The sequence below is a fragment of the Actinophytocola glycyrrhizae genome (genome assembly GCF_042653545.1).
GTDB lineage: Bacteria > Actinomycetota > Actinomycetes > Mycobacteriales > Pseudonocardiaceae > Actinophytocola > Actinophytocola glycyrrhizae.
In genome coordinates this window covers 109,014-124,810 of the sequence record NZ_JBHSIS010000002.1, presented here as the reverse complement: position 1 = coordinate 124,810, position 15,797 = coordinate 109,014, and the positions used below count along the sequence as shown (strand labels likewise).

11 protein-coding genes are annotated in these 15,797 nt (G+C 73.9%); 2 read left to right on the top strand and 9 right to left on the bottom strand.

The genetic code is table 11. From position 1 onward, the window contains the following. Window positions 1-9 precede the first annotated feature (9 nt). A complete protein-coding gene (locus tag ACFPCV_RS00605; protein ID WP_378053275.1) occupies window positions 10-768 on the bottom strand; it encodes a class I SAM-dependent methyltransferase in 759 nt (252 codons plus the stop codon). 119 nt (window positions 769-887) lie between these two features. Between ACFPCV_RS00605 and ACFPCV_RS00600 the strand changes: the two genes are divergently transcribed. Continuing rightward, window positions 888-2,372, top strand: a complete 1,485-nt coding sequence (locus ACFPCV_RS00600; RefSeq protein WP_378053273.1) for a substrate-binding and VWA domain-containing protein — start codon at window positions 888-890, stop codon at window positions 2,370-2,372. A 23-nt stretch (window positions 2,373-2,395) separates the two neighbouring features. Here ACFPCV_RS00600 and ACFPCV_RS00595 read toward each other — a convergent pair whose 3' ends face one another. From ACFPCV_RS00595 to ACFPCV_RS00585, 3 genes are read right to left on the bottom strand one after another with little or no spacing between them, the layout of a single operon-like run. Beyond that, window positions 2,396-3,460 carry a cobalamin B12-binding domain-containing protein gene (locus ACFPCV_RS00595; protein ID WP_378053271.1) on the bottom strand — a complete coding sequence of 355 codons (1,065 nt, stop codon included), beginning with the start codon at window positions 3,458-3,460 and terminating at the stop codon, window positions 2,396-2,398. Then, entirely contained in the window at window positions 3,457-5,067 is a 1,611-nt protein-coding gene (locus ACFPCV_RS00590; protein WP_378053269.1) for a PP2C family protein-serine/threonine phosphatase, read from the bottom strand. Before ACFPCV_RS00590 ends, ACFPCV_RS00595 begins: the two co-directional genes overlap by 4 nt. A gap of 8 nt (window positions 5,068-5,075) precedes the next feature. Next, window positions 5,076-6,254 carry a tyrosine-type recombinase/integrase gene (locus tag ACFPCV_RS00585; protein ID WP_378053267.1) on the bottom strand — a complete coding sequence of 393 codons (1,179 nt, stop codon included), beginning with the start codon at window positions 6,252-6,254 and terminating at the stop codon, window positions 5,076-5,078. A 108-nt stretch (window positions 6,255-6,362) separates the two neighbouring features. On the opposite strand from ACFPCV_RS00585, the gene ACFPCV_RS00580 reads away from it, so the two are divergent. Next, entirely contained in the window at window positions 6,363-7,433 is a 1,071-nt protein-coding gene (locus ACFPCV_RS00580; RefSeq protein WP_378053265.1) for a response regulator receiver protein, read from the top strand. Between the two features lie 90 nt (window positions 7,434-7,523). Here ACFPCV_RS00580 and ACFPCV_RS00575 read toward each other — a convergent pair whose 3' ends face one another. From ACFPCV_RS00575 to ACFPCV_RS00555, 5 genes are all read right to left on the bottom strand, one after another. Beyond that, window positions 7,524-8,621 carry a helix-turn-helix domain-containing protein gene (locus tag ACFPCV_RS00575; RefSeq protein ID WP_378053263.1) on the bottom strand — a complete coding sequence of 366 codons (1,098 nt, stop codon included), beginning with the start codon at window positions 8,619-8,621 and terminating at the stop codon, window positions 7,524-7,526. A gap of 75 nt (window positions 8,622-8,696) precedes the next feature. Beyond that, the gene (locus ACFPCV_RS00570; protein WP_378053261.1) at window positions 8,697-9,344 is read right to left on the bottom strand and encodes a hypothetical protein; all 648 of its coding nucleotides are present in this window, start codon (window positions 9,342-9,344) and stop codon (window positions 8,697-8,699) included. Window positions 9,345-9,442: 98 nt separating this feature from the next. Further along, window positions 9,443-12,364, bottom strand: a complete 2,922-nt coding sequence (locus tag ACFPCV_RS00565) for an ATP-binding protein (RefSeq protein WP_378053259.1) — start codon at window positions 12,362-12,364, stop codon at window positions 9,443-9,445. A 97-nt stretch (window positions 12,365-12,461) separates the two neighbouring features. Further along, a complete protein-coding gene (locus ACFPCV_RS00560) occupies window positions 12,462-12,698 on the bottom strand; it encodes a hypothetical protein (RefSeq protein WP_378053257.1) in 237 nt (78 codons plus the stop codon). A gap of 18 nt (window positions 12,699-12,716) precedes the next feature. Next, window positions 12,717-15,746 carry a type 2 lanthipeptide synthetase LanM family protein gene (locus tag ACFPCV_RS00555; protein WP_378053255.1) on the bottom strand — a complete coding sequence of 1,010 codons (3,030 nt, stop codon included), beginning with the start codon at window positions 15,744-15,746 and terminating at the stop codon, window positions 12,717-12,719. Window positions 15,747-15,797: the final 51 nt, after the last annotated feature.

Here is a 15,797-nt window from a genome sequence, read left to right as displayed (position 1 = left end):
AGGATGGTGTCAGTCCTGATCTCGGGTCGCTCCGGCCGGCTTGTGCAGCACGTACCTGGCGGACACCCAGTGCGTCTCCGGTTGCGGCGTGGTGGCGCTGTCGACCACGACCCCGCCGTGTGCCTCGACGACCGTCCGCAGCCACGCCGGGGGCACCGGCGTCATCAGCATGGGCGCCGGGTAGCCGAGCACCGCGCGCTGCAACAGCCGGACGAGCCTGCCGGGCGCGAGCCGCCACACCACGCCCTTCATGGTCCACAGCGGCCGGACGGTGCACTGCACGAGCGCGATCGCGCCCGGTCGCAGCACCCGCACGAACTCGGCGAGGTAGTCCGCCACCACCCGGCGCGGCAGGTGCTGCAGCACCAGTTCGGAGTAGACCAGGTCGAAGCTGCCGCTCGGGAACACGTGCAGGTCCGGCGCCTCGTTCAGCACGAACCGGCACCGCCCGCCACTGCGGTCCAGCGCCCGCGCGGTGTCCAGCATCGGCGCGGAGACGTCGACGCCGACCACCTCGTCGGCGTGCTCGGCGAGTGCCTGCGACAGCCGGCCCGCGCCGCACCCGAAGTCCAGCACCCGCTCCCACGTCGTCGGCAGCCCGAGGTCCGCGAGCCATGCGCGGGCCGTGGCCACGTCCCGGCGGCCCAGCTCCAGGAACTCGTCGACCTCCCAGCGGCCGCCACGTTTGTCGGCGGACACGCTCACGGCCCACAGCGGGTCACGCGCGCCGAGCGTGGTCCAGTCCCGGCGTACCTGGTCGAAGTCCACTCGGTTCTCCTGCGGCAGTTGTGGCGCGACCATAGCCGGGGAGCCTTTGGCACTGGGCACAGAAGGGTTTGTGCGGCAGAACAACACCTGAATCCGGGGAGGCGGTTACTGTCCCGCGCATGCTCCGCCGGCCGCCGGTAGTGCTCGGCACGCTGCTCGTGCTGACCGTCGCGTTGTGGATCGGCTACCCGCACGTCGACTTCTCCAGCGCCGACTGCACGCGCACACTGCGGGTCACGGCCAGCCCGGAGATCGCACCCGTGGTCGAGGCGGCGGCCGACCGGATGGGTGACGCGTGCGCCCGCGTGCTGGTGACGCCCCAGGAGTCTTCGGCGACCGCCGACGCGCTCGCCGAACCCCGGGCCCGCCAGCCCGACGTGTGGATACCCGAGTCGACGGTGTGGCTGCAGCGCACGCAGGCGCGGCGGGCGTGGGAGCTGCCGGTCGGTGGCACGTCGGTCGCCTCGTCGCCGGTGGTGCTCGGCGTGACGAAACCCGTCGCGGACCGGCTCGGCGCGCCACTGACGTGGGCCCGTGTGCTGGTGCCGGACGTGCGTGCCGGCCTGCCCGACCCGGTACAGGACCCGGTCGGCCTGTCCGCGCTGCTCGGCGTCCGCGCGCTGCCGTCCGCGACGATGGTGCTGCGCGGGCTCTCGCAGCACACGGTGCGATCCGGTGACGGCGTGTTCGACCGGCTGGCCGCGTTCCCGCTCTCGGAGCACGACTTGCTGACCCACGACGGAGCCGCGCTGGTCGCGGTGCCCGCCGACGTGCCGGTGCCGGCACTGGACTACCCGTACACGGTCATGCCCAGGTCGGCGGAACGCGACCTCGCGCAGCGGCTGCTCGCCGTGCTCCTGGACCCCGACACGAAGCCGTCCCTGACCGCGAACCACCTGCGGGCACCGGACAGCGCGGTCGCCGTGCCGGACACCGACGTCGCCGACGAGATGCTGAACCAGTGGGCGGCGATCAACCTCAGCGGCAGGCTCAGCATCCTCATGGACGTCTCCGGCTCGATGGCGCAGTCGGTTCCCGGTACCGGCCTCGACCGGATGGGGGTGACGGTGGCGGCCACCGAGGCGGGTTTCGGCATCGTCAAGCCCACCACCAAGGTCGGCGTGACGCTGTTCTCGACGAACCTGGACGGCGACCGCGACCACGAGGAACTGCTCCCGATGCGCACGGTCGCCGAACACCGGGAAACCGGTGCGCTCGACCGCCTGCGCGCGGTCCGCGCCATCCCCGACGGCGCGACCGGCCTGTACGACAGCACGGCGGCGATCTACCGCACGGCCCGCGAACAGTGGGAACCGGGCAGGCTCAACGTGGTGGTGGTGATGACCGACGGCCGCAACGAGGACGCCGACGGCATCGACCTGGAGACACTGCTCGCCGACCTGCGTGCCCTGCAGGACCCGCGCCGCCCACTGCCCATGATCGCGATCGGCATCGGCCCGGACGCCTCACTGGACGAACTGACCACCATGACCACCGCGACCGGCGGCCGCGCGTTCACCGCCCCCGACCCGACCGCGCTCCCGGAGATCTTCTACACCGCGCTGAGCGGCATGTTGTGCCAGCCACCGCTGTGCACACCCTGACCGCTACCCGCACAGCTCCCGGGTCATGCGCCTAGCCGTTCCAGGTGCGCGGCCCCGGCGGCGAGCAGCCCACTGGCTCTGGGGAAGTCACGCAGCTCGGCCGCGAGCAGGTCGAGCCCGGCGCGCAGTGCGTGCGTGGGCACGCCGCGCGCTGCGAGGATGCCCACGGTCCAGCTCAGGAATCCGGTGAACAGGTCGTCGTCGCCCACGTACAGCGCCGTGGCGAGGAAGTCGACGATGTGGGCGAGGTCCGCCGCGGTGTGCTCGCGTTCCAGCTCGGTGTAGTCAGCCATCGAGGGCAGGCTTTCGGCGAGGCCCTCGTACACGGCGGCCACGAGCGCGGTCGCCGACCGGGCGACCATCGAGTACTCCTGGTCGGCGAGGTGCGGCAGGAGGTCGACGGGCTGGGGCGCGCCGACCGGCCGGGGAAGCGGCGCCTCGGCCAGCCGGTCCGCCGCGGCCCTGGCATCCGGTGCCCATGCCTGCGCGCCGAGCAGCCGCGCGTAGCGGCCGTCCACGCCGAAGGCGGCGCCACCTGCGATCACCGGCACACCGGCCGCCTGGCAGGCGGTGATGGTGGCGTGGGCGGTGGGCAGCCGCACCGGGATCGAGCTGGACAGTGCCACCGTGTCCGGGGCGGTGCGATGCAGGTGCGTGATGAGGCGTGGCAACGGGACCTGAGCGCCGAGGTAGTCGACGGCGAACCCGCGCAGCGTCAGGGTTTCGGCGAGCAGCCGGGCGGGCAGCGAGTGCCACTCGCCGTCCACGCAGGTGACCGTGATCCGGTCGTGCACGACGGAAGTACCGCCGGTGCGGGCGGGCAGTGCCGCGATGACGCGTTCGTTGATCGCGGTGGCCGCGTGCTCCTGCGCGACGGAGATGTGTGCGGCCGCCCACTCGGCACCGATCCGGCGCTGCACGGCGCCGATGACGTCGAGCAGCACGGACTCGGCGCTGACCCCAGCGTCCAGCGCCGCGTGCACGACGTCGTGTGCGGTGTGCTCGTCGGCGGCGATGACAGCGTCCCACAGCAGGCCGGCGTACTTGGCCTGCTCCGTCCCGCCGGTGTGCGTCCGGGTGCTGTTCATGTCGTGCACCGCCCTGGTCCGTGCCCCCCGACGGTGCTCGGGCGACCGCTGCGCGGCGCGGAGATCGCGAGGACCGCCATGTCGTCGTGCTGCCGGGGCCCTGCCCACTGCATCGCCAGCATCTGGACGCGCTCGGCGGTCGCCTCCGCGGGCAGGCCGCCACATTCCGCGAGGGCCGCCCGCAACCGCTCCTCCCCGAACATCTCCTTGCCGAGCGGTCCGCCGCGCACCTCGGTGATGCCGTCGGTGTAGAGCAGGCAGGTGTCCCCGGCCGCCAGTGTCACCGTTGCCGTCGTCGACCGCATCGTCGGCAGCACGCCGACGAGCTTGCCCCTGGTGTCGACCTCCTCGACGTCGCCGTTCACCCGCACGACCAGTGGTGGCGGGTGCCCGGCCGCGGTCAACCGCAGCCGCACCGTCGCGCCGTCCCGCACGGCCGAGGCCAGCACGAGCGTCACGAACCGGGTGCTGCCGGCGGTCAGCAGCGCGTTGTTGAGCAGGTGGAGCACGCGCTGGTGGTCGTCGGCCATCGGCAGCAGCGCGCGCACCGTGGTGCGGACCTTGCCGGTCAGCGCGGCGGCCTCCAGGCCCTTGCCGCACACGTCCCCGAGGATGGCGAGGCTCGCGGGGTGCTCGTCGTCGGCGGGGTGCACATCGTAGAAGTCGCCACCGACACGGTCGGTGTCCAGCGCGGCCCGGTACTGGCCCGCGAACTCGACGCCACCGACCTCCCGCAGGGTGGGCGGCAGCAGGTCGCGCATCAGGACCTCGGTGATCGCGTCCTGTTCCGCGTAGACATGTGCCACGGCCATGGCGACCCCGGCCCTGGCCGCGAACAGCCGGGCGAGCAGGTCGTCGTCGGCGCTGAACGCCGCGTCCGGGGAGCGTCGCAGCAGTACGAGCGCGCCGACGGACACCCCGTGGCCAGGCAGCGGTGTCACCATCAGCGAGCCGACCGCGCCGAAATCCGCGGGCAGCAGCCAGTCCGGTGCGGCGGCCGGGTCGATCCAGAGCGACGGCATGGGCGGGAAAGCCTGAAGCGCCTCGCCGAGTCCCGGCATGGCCGCCGGGGCCATCGCACGCCGTTCGTGCACCGGCTGCCCGTAGCGCACACAGGACACCGTCGGGTACCAGCCGTGGTCGCGCGGTGCGATCACCATCGCCGCGTCGGCGAGGTAGGTGGCGGCGAGGTGCGCGGTCGTCTCCATGCAGCGGCCGGGGTTGCGCGAGGCGAGCAGCGCGGACGACGCGGTGGCCAGGAACTCGGTGCGCCTGCGTTCGAGCCGCAGCGCCTCCTCTGCGGTGGTGTCGACGAGCCACCACGCGATGTCGTCGCCGTGCCGCACGGGGTGCGCCGCGACGCTGCGATCACCGAGCCGGCCGACTGCCACGTCCTCGGCGCCCGCGTACATGTGGTCGTGGGCGTCGAGCAGCCAGGAGGGGACGGTGTCCGCCAGCCGCGTGCCGACGGCGGTGTCCGGGAGGAGCTCCCGGCACCTGTCGTTGACCTCGACGACGACGCCGTCGCGGCTCGCGACGACGACCGGCAGTGACGTGGGACCGAGCACGGTCCGGTCCCACGTCGTGCCCGCTTCGCCCTGAGCCATCTCTTCCATCAAACCGCACTGCTGTCGGTTTGGTGTGCCGTGCCGAGTTCCAGGGCGTCGCCGACCAGGTCGACGGCGCTGCGGGACGGGTCGCGGGCGGCGTTGTTGTACACCTGTTCGGTCGTGTCGATGCTGGTGTGGCCCACGTCGGCCTGCACGTGGACGAGCTGGGCGCCCGCCTCGACGGCGGTGGTGACGTAGAAGTGCCGCAGGGCGTGCGGGTGCAGCGGGGTGTCGGCGGACAGGCGGCGCAGCAGTTGCCACACGGCCTGGCGGCGGAAGCGGTGACCGGTTCTGGTGACCAGGAGCGGTGAGTCGATCGGTGCGCCCCGGCGGGCCGGGGCGGTGCCCGCGTCGGCGTCGCGTTCGCGCAGGTAGCCGGTCAGGGCCTGTTCCGCGGCCCGGTGCAGGTAGACGACCCGGGTCTTGCCGCCCTTGCCGTGGACCCGCAGCGCGCGACGGCCGCGGGTCACGTGCAGGTCGCCGCGGTCGAGGGCGCACAGTTCGCTGACCCGCAGGCCCAGCGTGAACAGGGCGACGACGGCGGTCGCGCGTGCCGTGTCGAGGGCGCCGGCGCCCCGCCGCGGGGTGCTCGCCGCCGTGTAGAGCGCGCGGACCTGGTCGGTGGTGAGGACGACGGTGCCGCTGGTCGACGGGGCGGACAGGCCGAGGCGGCGGCGGTTGAGCGCGGCCGGGTTGCCCGCCGCGAGGCCGGTGTCGGCGAGGTGGGTGTAGAGGGCCTTGACGGTCGCGAGCATGCGGTCGCGGGTGGCCGGTGCGGCGTCCGCGGTGGTGAGGGCGTCGATCCAGGTCTTGACGTGTGTCGAGGTCGCGGCGCGCGGGTCGACGCCGTGGGTGGCGCACCAGCGGAACCAGTGCAGGTGCCGGAACCGGCCGCGGGGCGCGGGCGGCGGGGTGTGCCGGGCGGCGGGCCGGTCCGGGGTCGCGCCCACGACCGCCGCGTACCGGGTGATGGCCACGGCCCAGTCGTCGCGTTCCGGGTCGGTGAGCCAGTCGCGGATGTCGACCGCGGTCACGGGCAGGCCGAGTCCTTCCGCGTAGGTGCGTCTCGTGGCGCGGTTCCCGTAGCCGCCGAGCCATTCCGCGATCCGCGTCAGCAACTCCGCTGGCCTGTCGACGCCTGGCCACGGCCCGTCGAGCGGCTGAGTCAACTCTCCTGTCGTCACCCCGACAGCTTAGCTACAAAAGCTGGGTTCTGTAGCCGACCTAGGCTGTGGTTATGTAAATCGGAACCGGGGTTATGAGTAATGAAAGCTAATACTAGACTGCCGGGCATGGTCGATGTCGTGATCGAAACCCTCGAAACGGACTCCCTCTGCGGGTTCAGCCGCTGCCGCGCGCCGCTGCCGCCGCCCGGCCCGAGAGGAGGACGGCCCTACGCGTACTGCCCGGACCGGACGTGGCCGGGCGGCAAGAACTGCAAGCAGCTCGCGGCCGCGCAGGACGCGCTCGCCGAGGCGCTCGGCACCGCCGCCGACACCGCCGTCACAGCCGCGGCCGGCACGTTCACCGCTGCCGCGGACCGGATCGCCGAGCCGCTGAAGGAGGTCCTCGCCGCGGCCACCGCCCTGCGGGACACACTCGGCACCGAGCTGGAGACGGCCGCCGCCCGCGTCGCCGAGGCGGAGGAGACCGTCGCCGGCGAACGTGGGCTCCGGCAGACCGCCGAGGAGACCGCCGCCGCCGCGAAGGCAGCGGCCCAGCGCGCGACCGACCAGGCGGCTGAGGTTGTCCGCGCCGCGACCGCCGAGGCCGAGCAGGCACGCGCGGAACGGGACCGGGCGCTGGCGGCCGCGAACGCCGCCGACGCGACCCGCGCCGAGGCCGAACGCGCTCAGGCCCGCGCCGAGGGCGTGGCCACGACCGAACGCGAACGCGCGGAGGTCATCGTCCGCGACGAGCGCGCCCGCGCCGAGACGGCCGCGAAGGCCCTCGCCACCACCACCGAGAAGCTGGCGGCCACCCGCGCGGAACGCGACGCCGCCCGCACCGCGCTCACCGACCTGCGCAGGACCGTCGACGAGGAACTCGCTCGCACCATGGCGAGGGTCGACGAGCTGTCCGGTGAGCTCACGCGGGCCCGCGTCAGAGGAGACGAATTGAGCGAGGAGCTGACCCGCACCCGCACCCGCCTCGACGAGACCGCCGCCGAGCTGACCAGGACCAGGACCAGGGCCGACGCCCTCGCCACCGATCTCACCGGCGTCACCGCCACCGCCCACCAGGCGGCCGAGCTGCGCGCCAGGACCACCGCACTCCGCGACGTGCTGCTCACCCCGGACCTGCCCGCGGACGAGCTGCGCACCCGGCTGCTCGCGGAACTACTCGTCGACCGGTCCGGCTAGCGGGTGTGGTTCAGTCGGGAGCCGACGTGCCGGTCAGAGCAGGCTGAGCAGGCCGACCATCACCAGGTAGCCGAGCGCAGAACGGACTTCTCAGCCGCCGTGGACGAGCCGCAGCCGCGGTTTCGGGTCGGGCATGCCCAGCAGGTCGCGCAGCCTGGGCAGCGGCAGGTGCAGCCGGTCCGCGAGCAGGGGCAGCGGCAGGCCGTGGCGCTGCGCCAGTTCGGCGGCACGGACGAGCAGTTCCGGCCGTTCGCCCGGGTAGCGGGAGCTGACGGGTTCCTCGGTGCGCCAGCCCAGCCGGGTGAGGGTCGTCATGACGCGGCGCAGGGTGGACTCGCTGTACACGCCGAGGTCCTTGCCTCGGTAGGCGAGCGCGGCGACGGACACGCCGTAGCCGTCGGCGGTTTCTTTGAGCTCGGTGATGTCGACGGGGGTCGGCAGCCGGTCGCGGATCTCGTCGGCGGGCATGAGCAGCTCGGCGGCGAACGTGCTGGCCTCGCGTTCGTGCCTGCTGTCGCCGGGGGCGGGTTCGGGGTGCAGCAGCAGGTGCCCGAGCTCGTGGGCGACGGAGAACCGCTGCCGCATCGGGTTTCCCTTGCGGGACAGCACGATGATCGGGCGGCCGTGCAGTGCGGCGGAGAACGCGTCGATGGTCTCGGCGTCCACGCCGGGCAGCTGGGTGAGCACGATGCCGCGGGTTTCGAGGGTGCGGACCAGGTGGACGACCGGGCCGGTGGGGACGTGCCACGCCTTGCGGATCATGCCGGCGGTGGCGGCCGGGTCACCGGGGCGCATGCCCAGTGGCAGGCCGAGGTCGAGCCGAGGGAGTTCGAGGACGTTGTCGAGCTGGTCGATCAGCTCCCACAGCAGCTCGACGTGCGCGAGTGCCTGTTGGCGCTGGTGGGTGGTGGTGGAGCGCAGGGACCGGAAGTGCGCGCCCGCGGTGTCGAGGCGCAGCTGCGGGCGGCCCGCGGTGAAGAAGGAGACGGGCACGTCGAGTGCGGCCGCGCAGCGTTGCAGTGTCTCGCCACTTGGCCGGGCCTGACCGAGCTCGTACTGGGAGACGGCGGCCGCGGTGCGGTCGATGGCCTCGGCGAGGTCCCGTTTGCGCAGGCCGGCCAGCTCGCGGGCCATCGTGAGCCGGGCGGGCGCGAATGCCTGCGCGACGGCGATGGCATCCGGGTGCACGGGACGGGCTCCTTCGAACGACAGGGTGGGTTGCCGTGCATGGTGGTCCATGCACGGAGAGTGGTGCGCCCGGGGTCAGCCGGTGTGGCGGTCCTCGTCGGAGTCCCGTGGCCGCAGCGGCAGCGCCGGCTCGGGCAGGTCGAAGATCGCCGGGTCCAGCGGCCCGGTCTGGCGCGGGATGCCCACCGCGCCGGTGACGTCCTGGAGGCTGAACACCCAGTCCCAGTCCATGCGCTTCTCGAGCATCTCGCCCTGGCCGATCCACGCGCCGGTGAGGCCGTGCTCCTCGGACCCGTTCCACACGAGGAACAGCCGGGCACGGCCGCCGAGCCAGATCTCGGGTCTGCTGATCAGGCCGTGGTCGTCGGCGCCGGTCAGCAGTTCGCGGCGCAGTTCACTGGTGTCACCGAGGGAGCCGCGGGGCCCGGCGGGCACCTGGAACTGGTAGATGCCGACGCGGGGCAGCTTCAGCAGGATCGACTGGAACGCGGGGTCGACCTGCAGGTCGGGGATCTCCGCGGTGAGTGTGCCCGCGGTGGCGAGCAGGTACTGGTAGCGGTCGACGCCGAAGCTCGTGTTGTTCTGCCAGCCGCCGCGCGACCCGCCGCGGCGGGCCCGCTGCAGTTCGGCGGCGGCCTCGTGCGCGTCCTGCAGCCACCGGCAGACGGCGGTGGTGAGGTCGAGCAGCGGGACGGGTTCGATCAGGCTGGCCAGCCGGTCCACAAGGTCCCCCTACTTGATCCGCCACTCGCGTTTCACGCCGTACCACTTGATTCTCGCGCACGATCCGGTCACGGCCCGGGATTTGCGGACGGCGTGTTTCACGTCCGGGGCGGCGGACTGGTGGTCACCGCGTACTCGGACAGGGCGATGCGGTTGGGCAGGCCGGTCTTGGTGATCAGGCTCGACACGTGTTTCTCCACCGTGCGCGGCGACAGGTGCAGGCGGTCGGCGATCTCGCGGTTGCCGAGCCGGTCGGCGAGCAGCCGCAGGACCTCGTACTCGCGGACGGTCAGGCCCGCCGACCGCAACGCGGAGGGCATCTCCGCGAGGCCGGTGCGCCGCTGCCCGACCCGCGCGCCGCTGTTGCGCAGCAGGGCGCGGCACGCGCTCGCGACGGCCGGGATGTCGGCGGAGTGGAAGTAGTCCTCCGCGGCACGCAGCCATTCGACCGGCGCGCCCCACCCGTCGGCCAGCGCGCACTCGGCGACCAGCCGCAGCCCGAGGTGCCTGCCCATGGCGTACGGGGTGCCCGCGGCGAGCGCGTCGGCGAACGCCGTGTCGGCCTCGGCGACGGCACCGGCGCGGCCCGCGAGGACGGCGCGGCCGAACTGCGCGAACATCCGGTCCCACCGCAGCCCGGCGGCGGGTGAGGACGCGACGGTGTCGAACTCGTCGCGGGTGATCGTGCCGGTCACCGCGCCGAGCAGCAGGTGCAGCCCGTACCGGCCGCCGAGGTGGAACACGGTCGGCGTGGTGTCCTCCGCCCGCAGTGCGAGTGCCTGTTCCTCGATCGCGCGGGCCCGGTTCTCCTCCAGCAGCGCGCAGAACGCCTTGGCGAGGCCGTGGATCCTCGGCGCGTACAGCGGCTGCGCGTCGCCCTCCCAGTGCCGGAAGGCCGCGAGCGCCTCGTCCATCTCCCTGCGGCGGCCGTGGTGCCCGGCGAGGATCGCGCGCACCATCAGCACGTAGTGGACGCACTCGACGAGTTTGAGCCTGCTCGCCGCCGCGAGCACCTGGTCGGTGAGCGCCTCGGCGGCCGCGAAGTCGCCTTCGAGGATCGTGTACAGCGCGATGCTCTGCTCGGCCTGGTAGCGGGCGGTGACGGCACCGACCAGTGTGGCCTGTGTCCGCGCCTGTTCGAGCCGGTCGAGGTAGCCGTCGCGCAGTGCGTCGTCGTTGCCGAGCCGCACCAGCGCGTGGATCTCCCAGATCGGCAGGTTGTGCCGCATCGCGGTGCGCCGCGCCCGTTCCAGGCAGGCCGTCGCACCGGCCGGGTCCCTTGAGCGGAGCAGCGCGCCGAGCAGTTGCCACGCCTGGCACGCGACCGCGGGCAGCGGGACCCGGTCGCCCACCTCCGCGGCGCGGCGCGCGAGCGCCTCGGCTTTCTCGAGCTGTCCCGGGCCGGGCACGTCCAGCACGATGTGGGCCTCGACGACGTCGATCTGCGCGGTGTCCGCCTCGTCGGCGTCGGGGCCGAGCAGGGTGCGTGCCGAGGTGATCTGTGCGAGGTTGCCGGGGCCGGAGCCCGCGACCTGGGCGGCCCAGGCGAGGCGGGTGTGCAGCCGCGCCCTTCGGCGCGGGTCGAGGCCGCCGACCTGGTCGAGGGTCCCGACCGAGGCCAGTGCCCGCTCCACCAGCCCGGCCTCGGCGAGCGCGTACACCAGGTGCTCGAGCGTGTCGGCCCGCTCGGCGGCCTCGTCACCGGCCAGCAGGTCCCACGCCCGGTCCAGCAGCCCGACCGCCGAGTTCGCGGCGCCCTGCGTGCTCGCGCGGCGGCCGGCTTCGGCGAACAGGCGGCCCGCGACCGTGGTGTTGCCCGCGTCGAGGCGCAGCGCGGCCGCCGTCTGGCACCACTCGCCGGGCAGTCCGGGGTACACGGTCTCCAGCGCGTCCGCGACCTGTTCTGCGACGCGGGCCCGTTCGGCCGGGGGCAGCAGCGTCAGCAGCGCCTCGCGGACCAGCTGGTGCTGGAAGGTGTACCAGTCGGGCAGCTGGTCGTCGGGTTGGACGAGCTGCGCGACCGCGTCGCCGTGCAGGTGGGACAGCAGCTCGCGGTCGCCCAGGCCCGTCACGGCCTGGGCGACCGCGAGCGGGAAGCGCCTGCCTGCCACGGCCGCCACGGACAACAGTTGCTGCACGGCGGGCCCGAGTGTCTCGATGCGGCGGGCAACGGTCCGCGCGAACGTCGCGGGCACGTCCTCGGGTGGCGGGTCGGCCATGCGCCAGCCGTTCTCCGCCGGTACGAGCAGGCCGCCGTCGACGATGCCGCCGAGCAGTTCCTCGATCAGGAACGGGTTGCCCGCGCTGCCTGCCCACAGCAGCTCCACGGCCTGCCGGGGCACCTCCGGCGCAGGCACCGAGAGGCAGGCGCCGGCCAGGTCCCGCAGCCCGGCCTGGTCGAGACGGTTGAGGTCGATGAGGACCGCGGTGCCGCGGCGGGCGGCGGCACGGGCGAGGTCGAGCGCGGGGCAGGGCTCGTCGCGGATCGCGCCGAGCAGCATGGTCGGCTGGCGGTCGAGGTTGTCGATCAGGTACTCGACGACCGCGAGGCTTTCCGCGTCGGCGTCCTGCAGGTCGTCGAGGGACACGAGGCAGCCGCGGTCCTTGCCCGCGAGGCCGGTCAGCCGCAGGACGGCTTCGGCGAGGATGACGAGCGACCCGTCCTGCTGCTGCGCGGCCGGGGCACCCCAGTCCGGGATGAGCCGGGCCAGGACCGGCCGGTAGGGGCCGAGGGCGGCGATGTCGAGGGGTTCACCGGCACGCAGCAGCGACAGCAGCGCCTCGGTGAGGGACCGGAAGGGCACCATGGGGCCGATGGCGCTGCCGCGGCCCCGCATCAGGACCATGTTGGCCCCGAACGCCTGGTCGGCGGCCGCGGCCGCCAGTCTGGACTTCCCGATGCCGCTCTCGCCGACGAGGAACACCGCGCTGCCCCGCCCGGCGGCCGCCGCGGTCAGGGCGTTCTCGACGGTACGGAGCTCCTGGTCGCGGCCCACCACTGTTGACGAGCGGTTCCGCACGGTTGCCGAGACTACCGAGGTGTCCTCCGCTTGATCCAGAGTGGTGCGAACCGGACGTTCTCACCCGGCTCACCCGGCCCGCACCACGGTGTCCGTGTCAGTCGAACTCGCCGCCGCAGCAGGTCGTGTGCGCGCCCGCGGTGACGTCGTCGAACGCACCTGCCAGCCCGAAGGCCAGCGCGCCCGCCGACACCGCCATGCCGGCGAGTGCCGCCGCCCGCACCCCGAACGTGATCGCGGGCATGAACCGCAGCAGCGGCGTCGGGTAGCCGCGCTCCTCCTTGTCGGTGGCGTCGGCGGTGGTGTCGGCGGTGGTGAACAGCTCCTCGGACACGGTGTGCTCCTGTTTCTCTCAGTGTGGGTGTCGGACGTGGTCGGTGTGTCGTGAGGGTTCGAGCAGCAGGACGGACGGGACCCGCTCCGCGTGGCCGAGCCGGAGCAGGCCGTACCCGATGCCCGCGACGCCGCCGAGGATGCCGGGAGTCGGCACGCCGCCCGGGGTGCCGCAGGCCGGGCCGTACCGAATGTAGGCGTCGAGGATCAGCCCGGCGCGGCGGCGGCGGACCGCGGCCACCCGCTCTGTTCGATCGTCCGCGAGTGCCTCGGTGATACCGAGTTCGCCGTGGCAGAGGCTGAGGTCACCCAGTACGGGCCGGTCGGCGAGCAGTGCGCCGAGGTCGCCGCCCGCCATCGCGAGGCCCGCGGCGCCGGTGCACCAGCCCAGGTCACCGGCTTGTGCGCCGGTGGCGCGGGCGTGTGCGGCGGCCAGCGCGGCCGCGTCGGGGTCGTGCCGGGCGAGCGCCCACGCGATGCCCGCCGCGCCGTCGGCGAACCCGGCCGGCCCGTCGGGGCGGCCGCAGTGCCCGCCGGTACGGCGGACCAGTTCGGCGAGCCCGTCGGCGCATTCCCTGGCGAGGTCGGCGGCCTCCCGCAGGCCCAGCTCGGTGTGCACGGCGGTCATGGCGGCGAGGCAGCCCGCGCCGCCGCTCGCGACCCCGGCCGGGCCGGGTGCCTTGGCCGCGGCGGCGGCCAGCTCGACCGCGGTGCGGGTGGCGTCGCGCAGGCCGCCGTCGAGTCCGTCGTCGCCGAGCAGCGTGGTGAGCCGGGCCAGGCCGTAGGCGATGCCGCCGAACCCGTGGAACCCGCCGCACCCGACGGTGCCGACGAGGTCGGGCCTGCCGCGCATCAGGTCGAACAGCCTCGGCAGACCGCCGAGTGCCTGGCGGGCCACCTCGGCGTACCGGGGCACCCCGGACAGGTCGGCGACCTGGGCGAGGAACAGCGCGACGCCGAGGTAGCCGGTGCCCAGGCTCGCACCCATCGGCAGGACCAGCCACCGCTGGTCGTCGACGAGCTCGAGGCCGAGCCAGTTGACGCGGTCGCCGTCGGCGTGGGAGCGGGCCACGATGCGGTCGGCGATCGCGCACGCGGACACGAGCAGCCGCTCCGGTGGGGCCGCGGTGCCCGCGAGGTGGCCGGGCACGGGTTGGACGGCGCGGTGCCCGCCTGCCGGTGCGCGGGTGGCGAGCGCGGCGGCGATGATCCACTCCTGGTCGCGCAGGTCGACCTCGCTCATCGCGTTGATCTTCGCGAGCGCGCTCGCGAGACCGGGCCGCGCCAGCACACCGGGCAGCCGGTGCCCGGTCGCGCTCCACAGGTCGGCCGACCCGGGGCGCGCGGTGAACACGGGCACGTCCAGCGCCCACAGGTCGGCGAGCTCGTGGCGGCAGACCCGCCACCGCAGCGGGTCGTCGGCGGACTCGACCCACAGCACGTCGAGCGCGTTGTCCCTGGTCAGCCCGTCGCGCAGCAGGTCGGGGCGGGTGGACTCGGCGAGCAGGCGGGCATAGCCGCGGGAGTGGCGGACCGCGACCCGCACCTCGTCGCCCGCACACGCGTCGAGCAGGTCGGTGAACTCGTCGCGGTGCCGGGTGATCGCGTCGTAGGCGGTGCGGAACCCGTCGAGCAGTGCCCTCTCGTGGACGGCGACGTCGGCGACGCGCCCGTCCTGGCCGTCGAACCGGGGCAGGTTGCCCGCGCCGGACCTGGTGACGGTGCGCCGCACCTCCCGCAGCGCACCGCGTTCGTCGGGGACCCAGTCGGTGAGCACGTCGGACACGGTCGTCCCGCCGAGCGCGGACATGTCGGCCGTGCCGCCCTCGCCCGCGACGACGACCGGCAGCAGCCCCGTGCGCTGCACGGACTCGGCCAGCATGCGGCCCGCGGGGTCGACACCGTCGGCGGGGGCGGAGAGCGCGGGGTGGAACAGCGCCTCGGTGTCGACCAGCACCGGCTGGTCACCGTGGGCGATCACGTTCTCGAAGTGCATGTCCGCCGCGTGCAGGGCGTGCAGCAGGGCGAGGAGCGCGCCCTGCCTGCGGTAGAACCGGTCGGCGGCGGCGAGGTCGGGCAGGTGCGCGACGGGCACGAACTCGACCCAGCCGTACCCGTCGCGCACCACGGCACCCGCGGTGCGCAGGTCGAGGTCGGGCACGACGTCGTTGAGCCTGCGCACGGCGGCGCCGAACCGTTCGTGTGCGGCGAGGTCGCGGGGTTTGTAGACGACCCGGCTGCCGTCGGCGAAGGTCAGTGACGCCACCGACCGGCCGCGTCGGTGGGTGTCGCCGAGCCCGGCCCGGACTTCCGTCAGCGGCCCCGGGTCGGTGCCGTCGAACAGCGTGGCGACGATCCTGGTCCGGTCGGCGACGAACCTGCCGAGCAGTTCGGCGAAGGCTTCGGTCTGGAAGGTGCTGGCCTGCCCGAGCAGCCTGGCCAGCACCGGGTACGTGGTGAGCAGCCCGGCGAGGCGGGCCGGTTCGGTCAGGCGGGTCGCGACCTCGGCGAAGCCCGCCGCGTGACCGGCGGCCACCTCGGTGTTCACCTCGTGGGCGAAGGTCCTGGTCGCGACGGACACCAGCAGGCGGGACAGCCGGGCGGTGAACCCGTTGACGAGCGCGGCGAGGTCGACCTGGTGGGCGTGGGCGCTGATCCGGTCGGTGAGGTCGTCGGTCGCGCCGGTGACGAAGGGCCGCAGCACGGCGGCGAGCGCGGTCCGCCAGTCAGTCGTGTCGACCTGGTGCGCGACCGCGGCGCGGACCGCGCGTTCCGCGGTGTCGGCCCAGGCGGGGCGGGACATCCGCGCGGCGAGCGCGGCAGGGGTTTCGGTGAGCAGGCCCAGCAGCGCGACCTCGTCGAGGCCGTCGGCCGCGAGTCGCAGGTCGAACCGGTTGCCGGCACCGAAACCGGCGCGCCAGCGCGCGACCCTGGCCCGCGCCTCGGTGCTCGGCATCGCACCACGCACCGGCGTGGCCCGTTCCGCCAGCGCGAGGGCGGGCGCCCACCAGGCCGCTGCGAACGCGCCGGCGAGCCCCGTCTCGGTCATGGGCAGGACGGTGCCAGCCCGTGGGGGCGGGGTCATGGGTGGAAACTACGC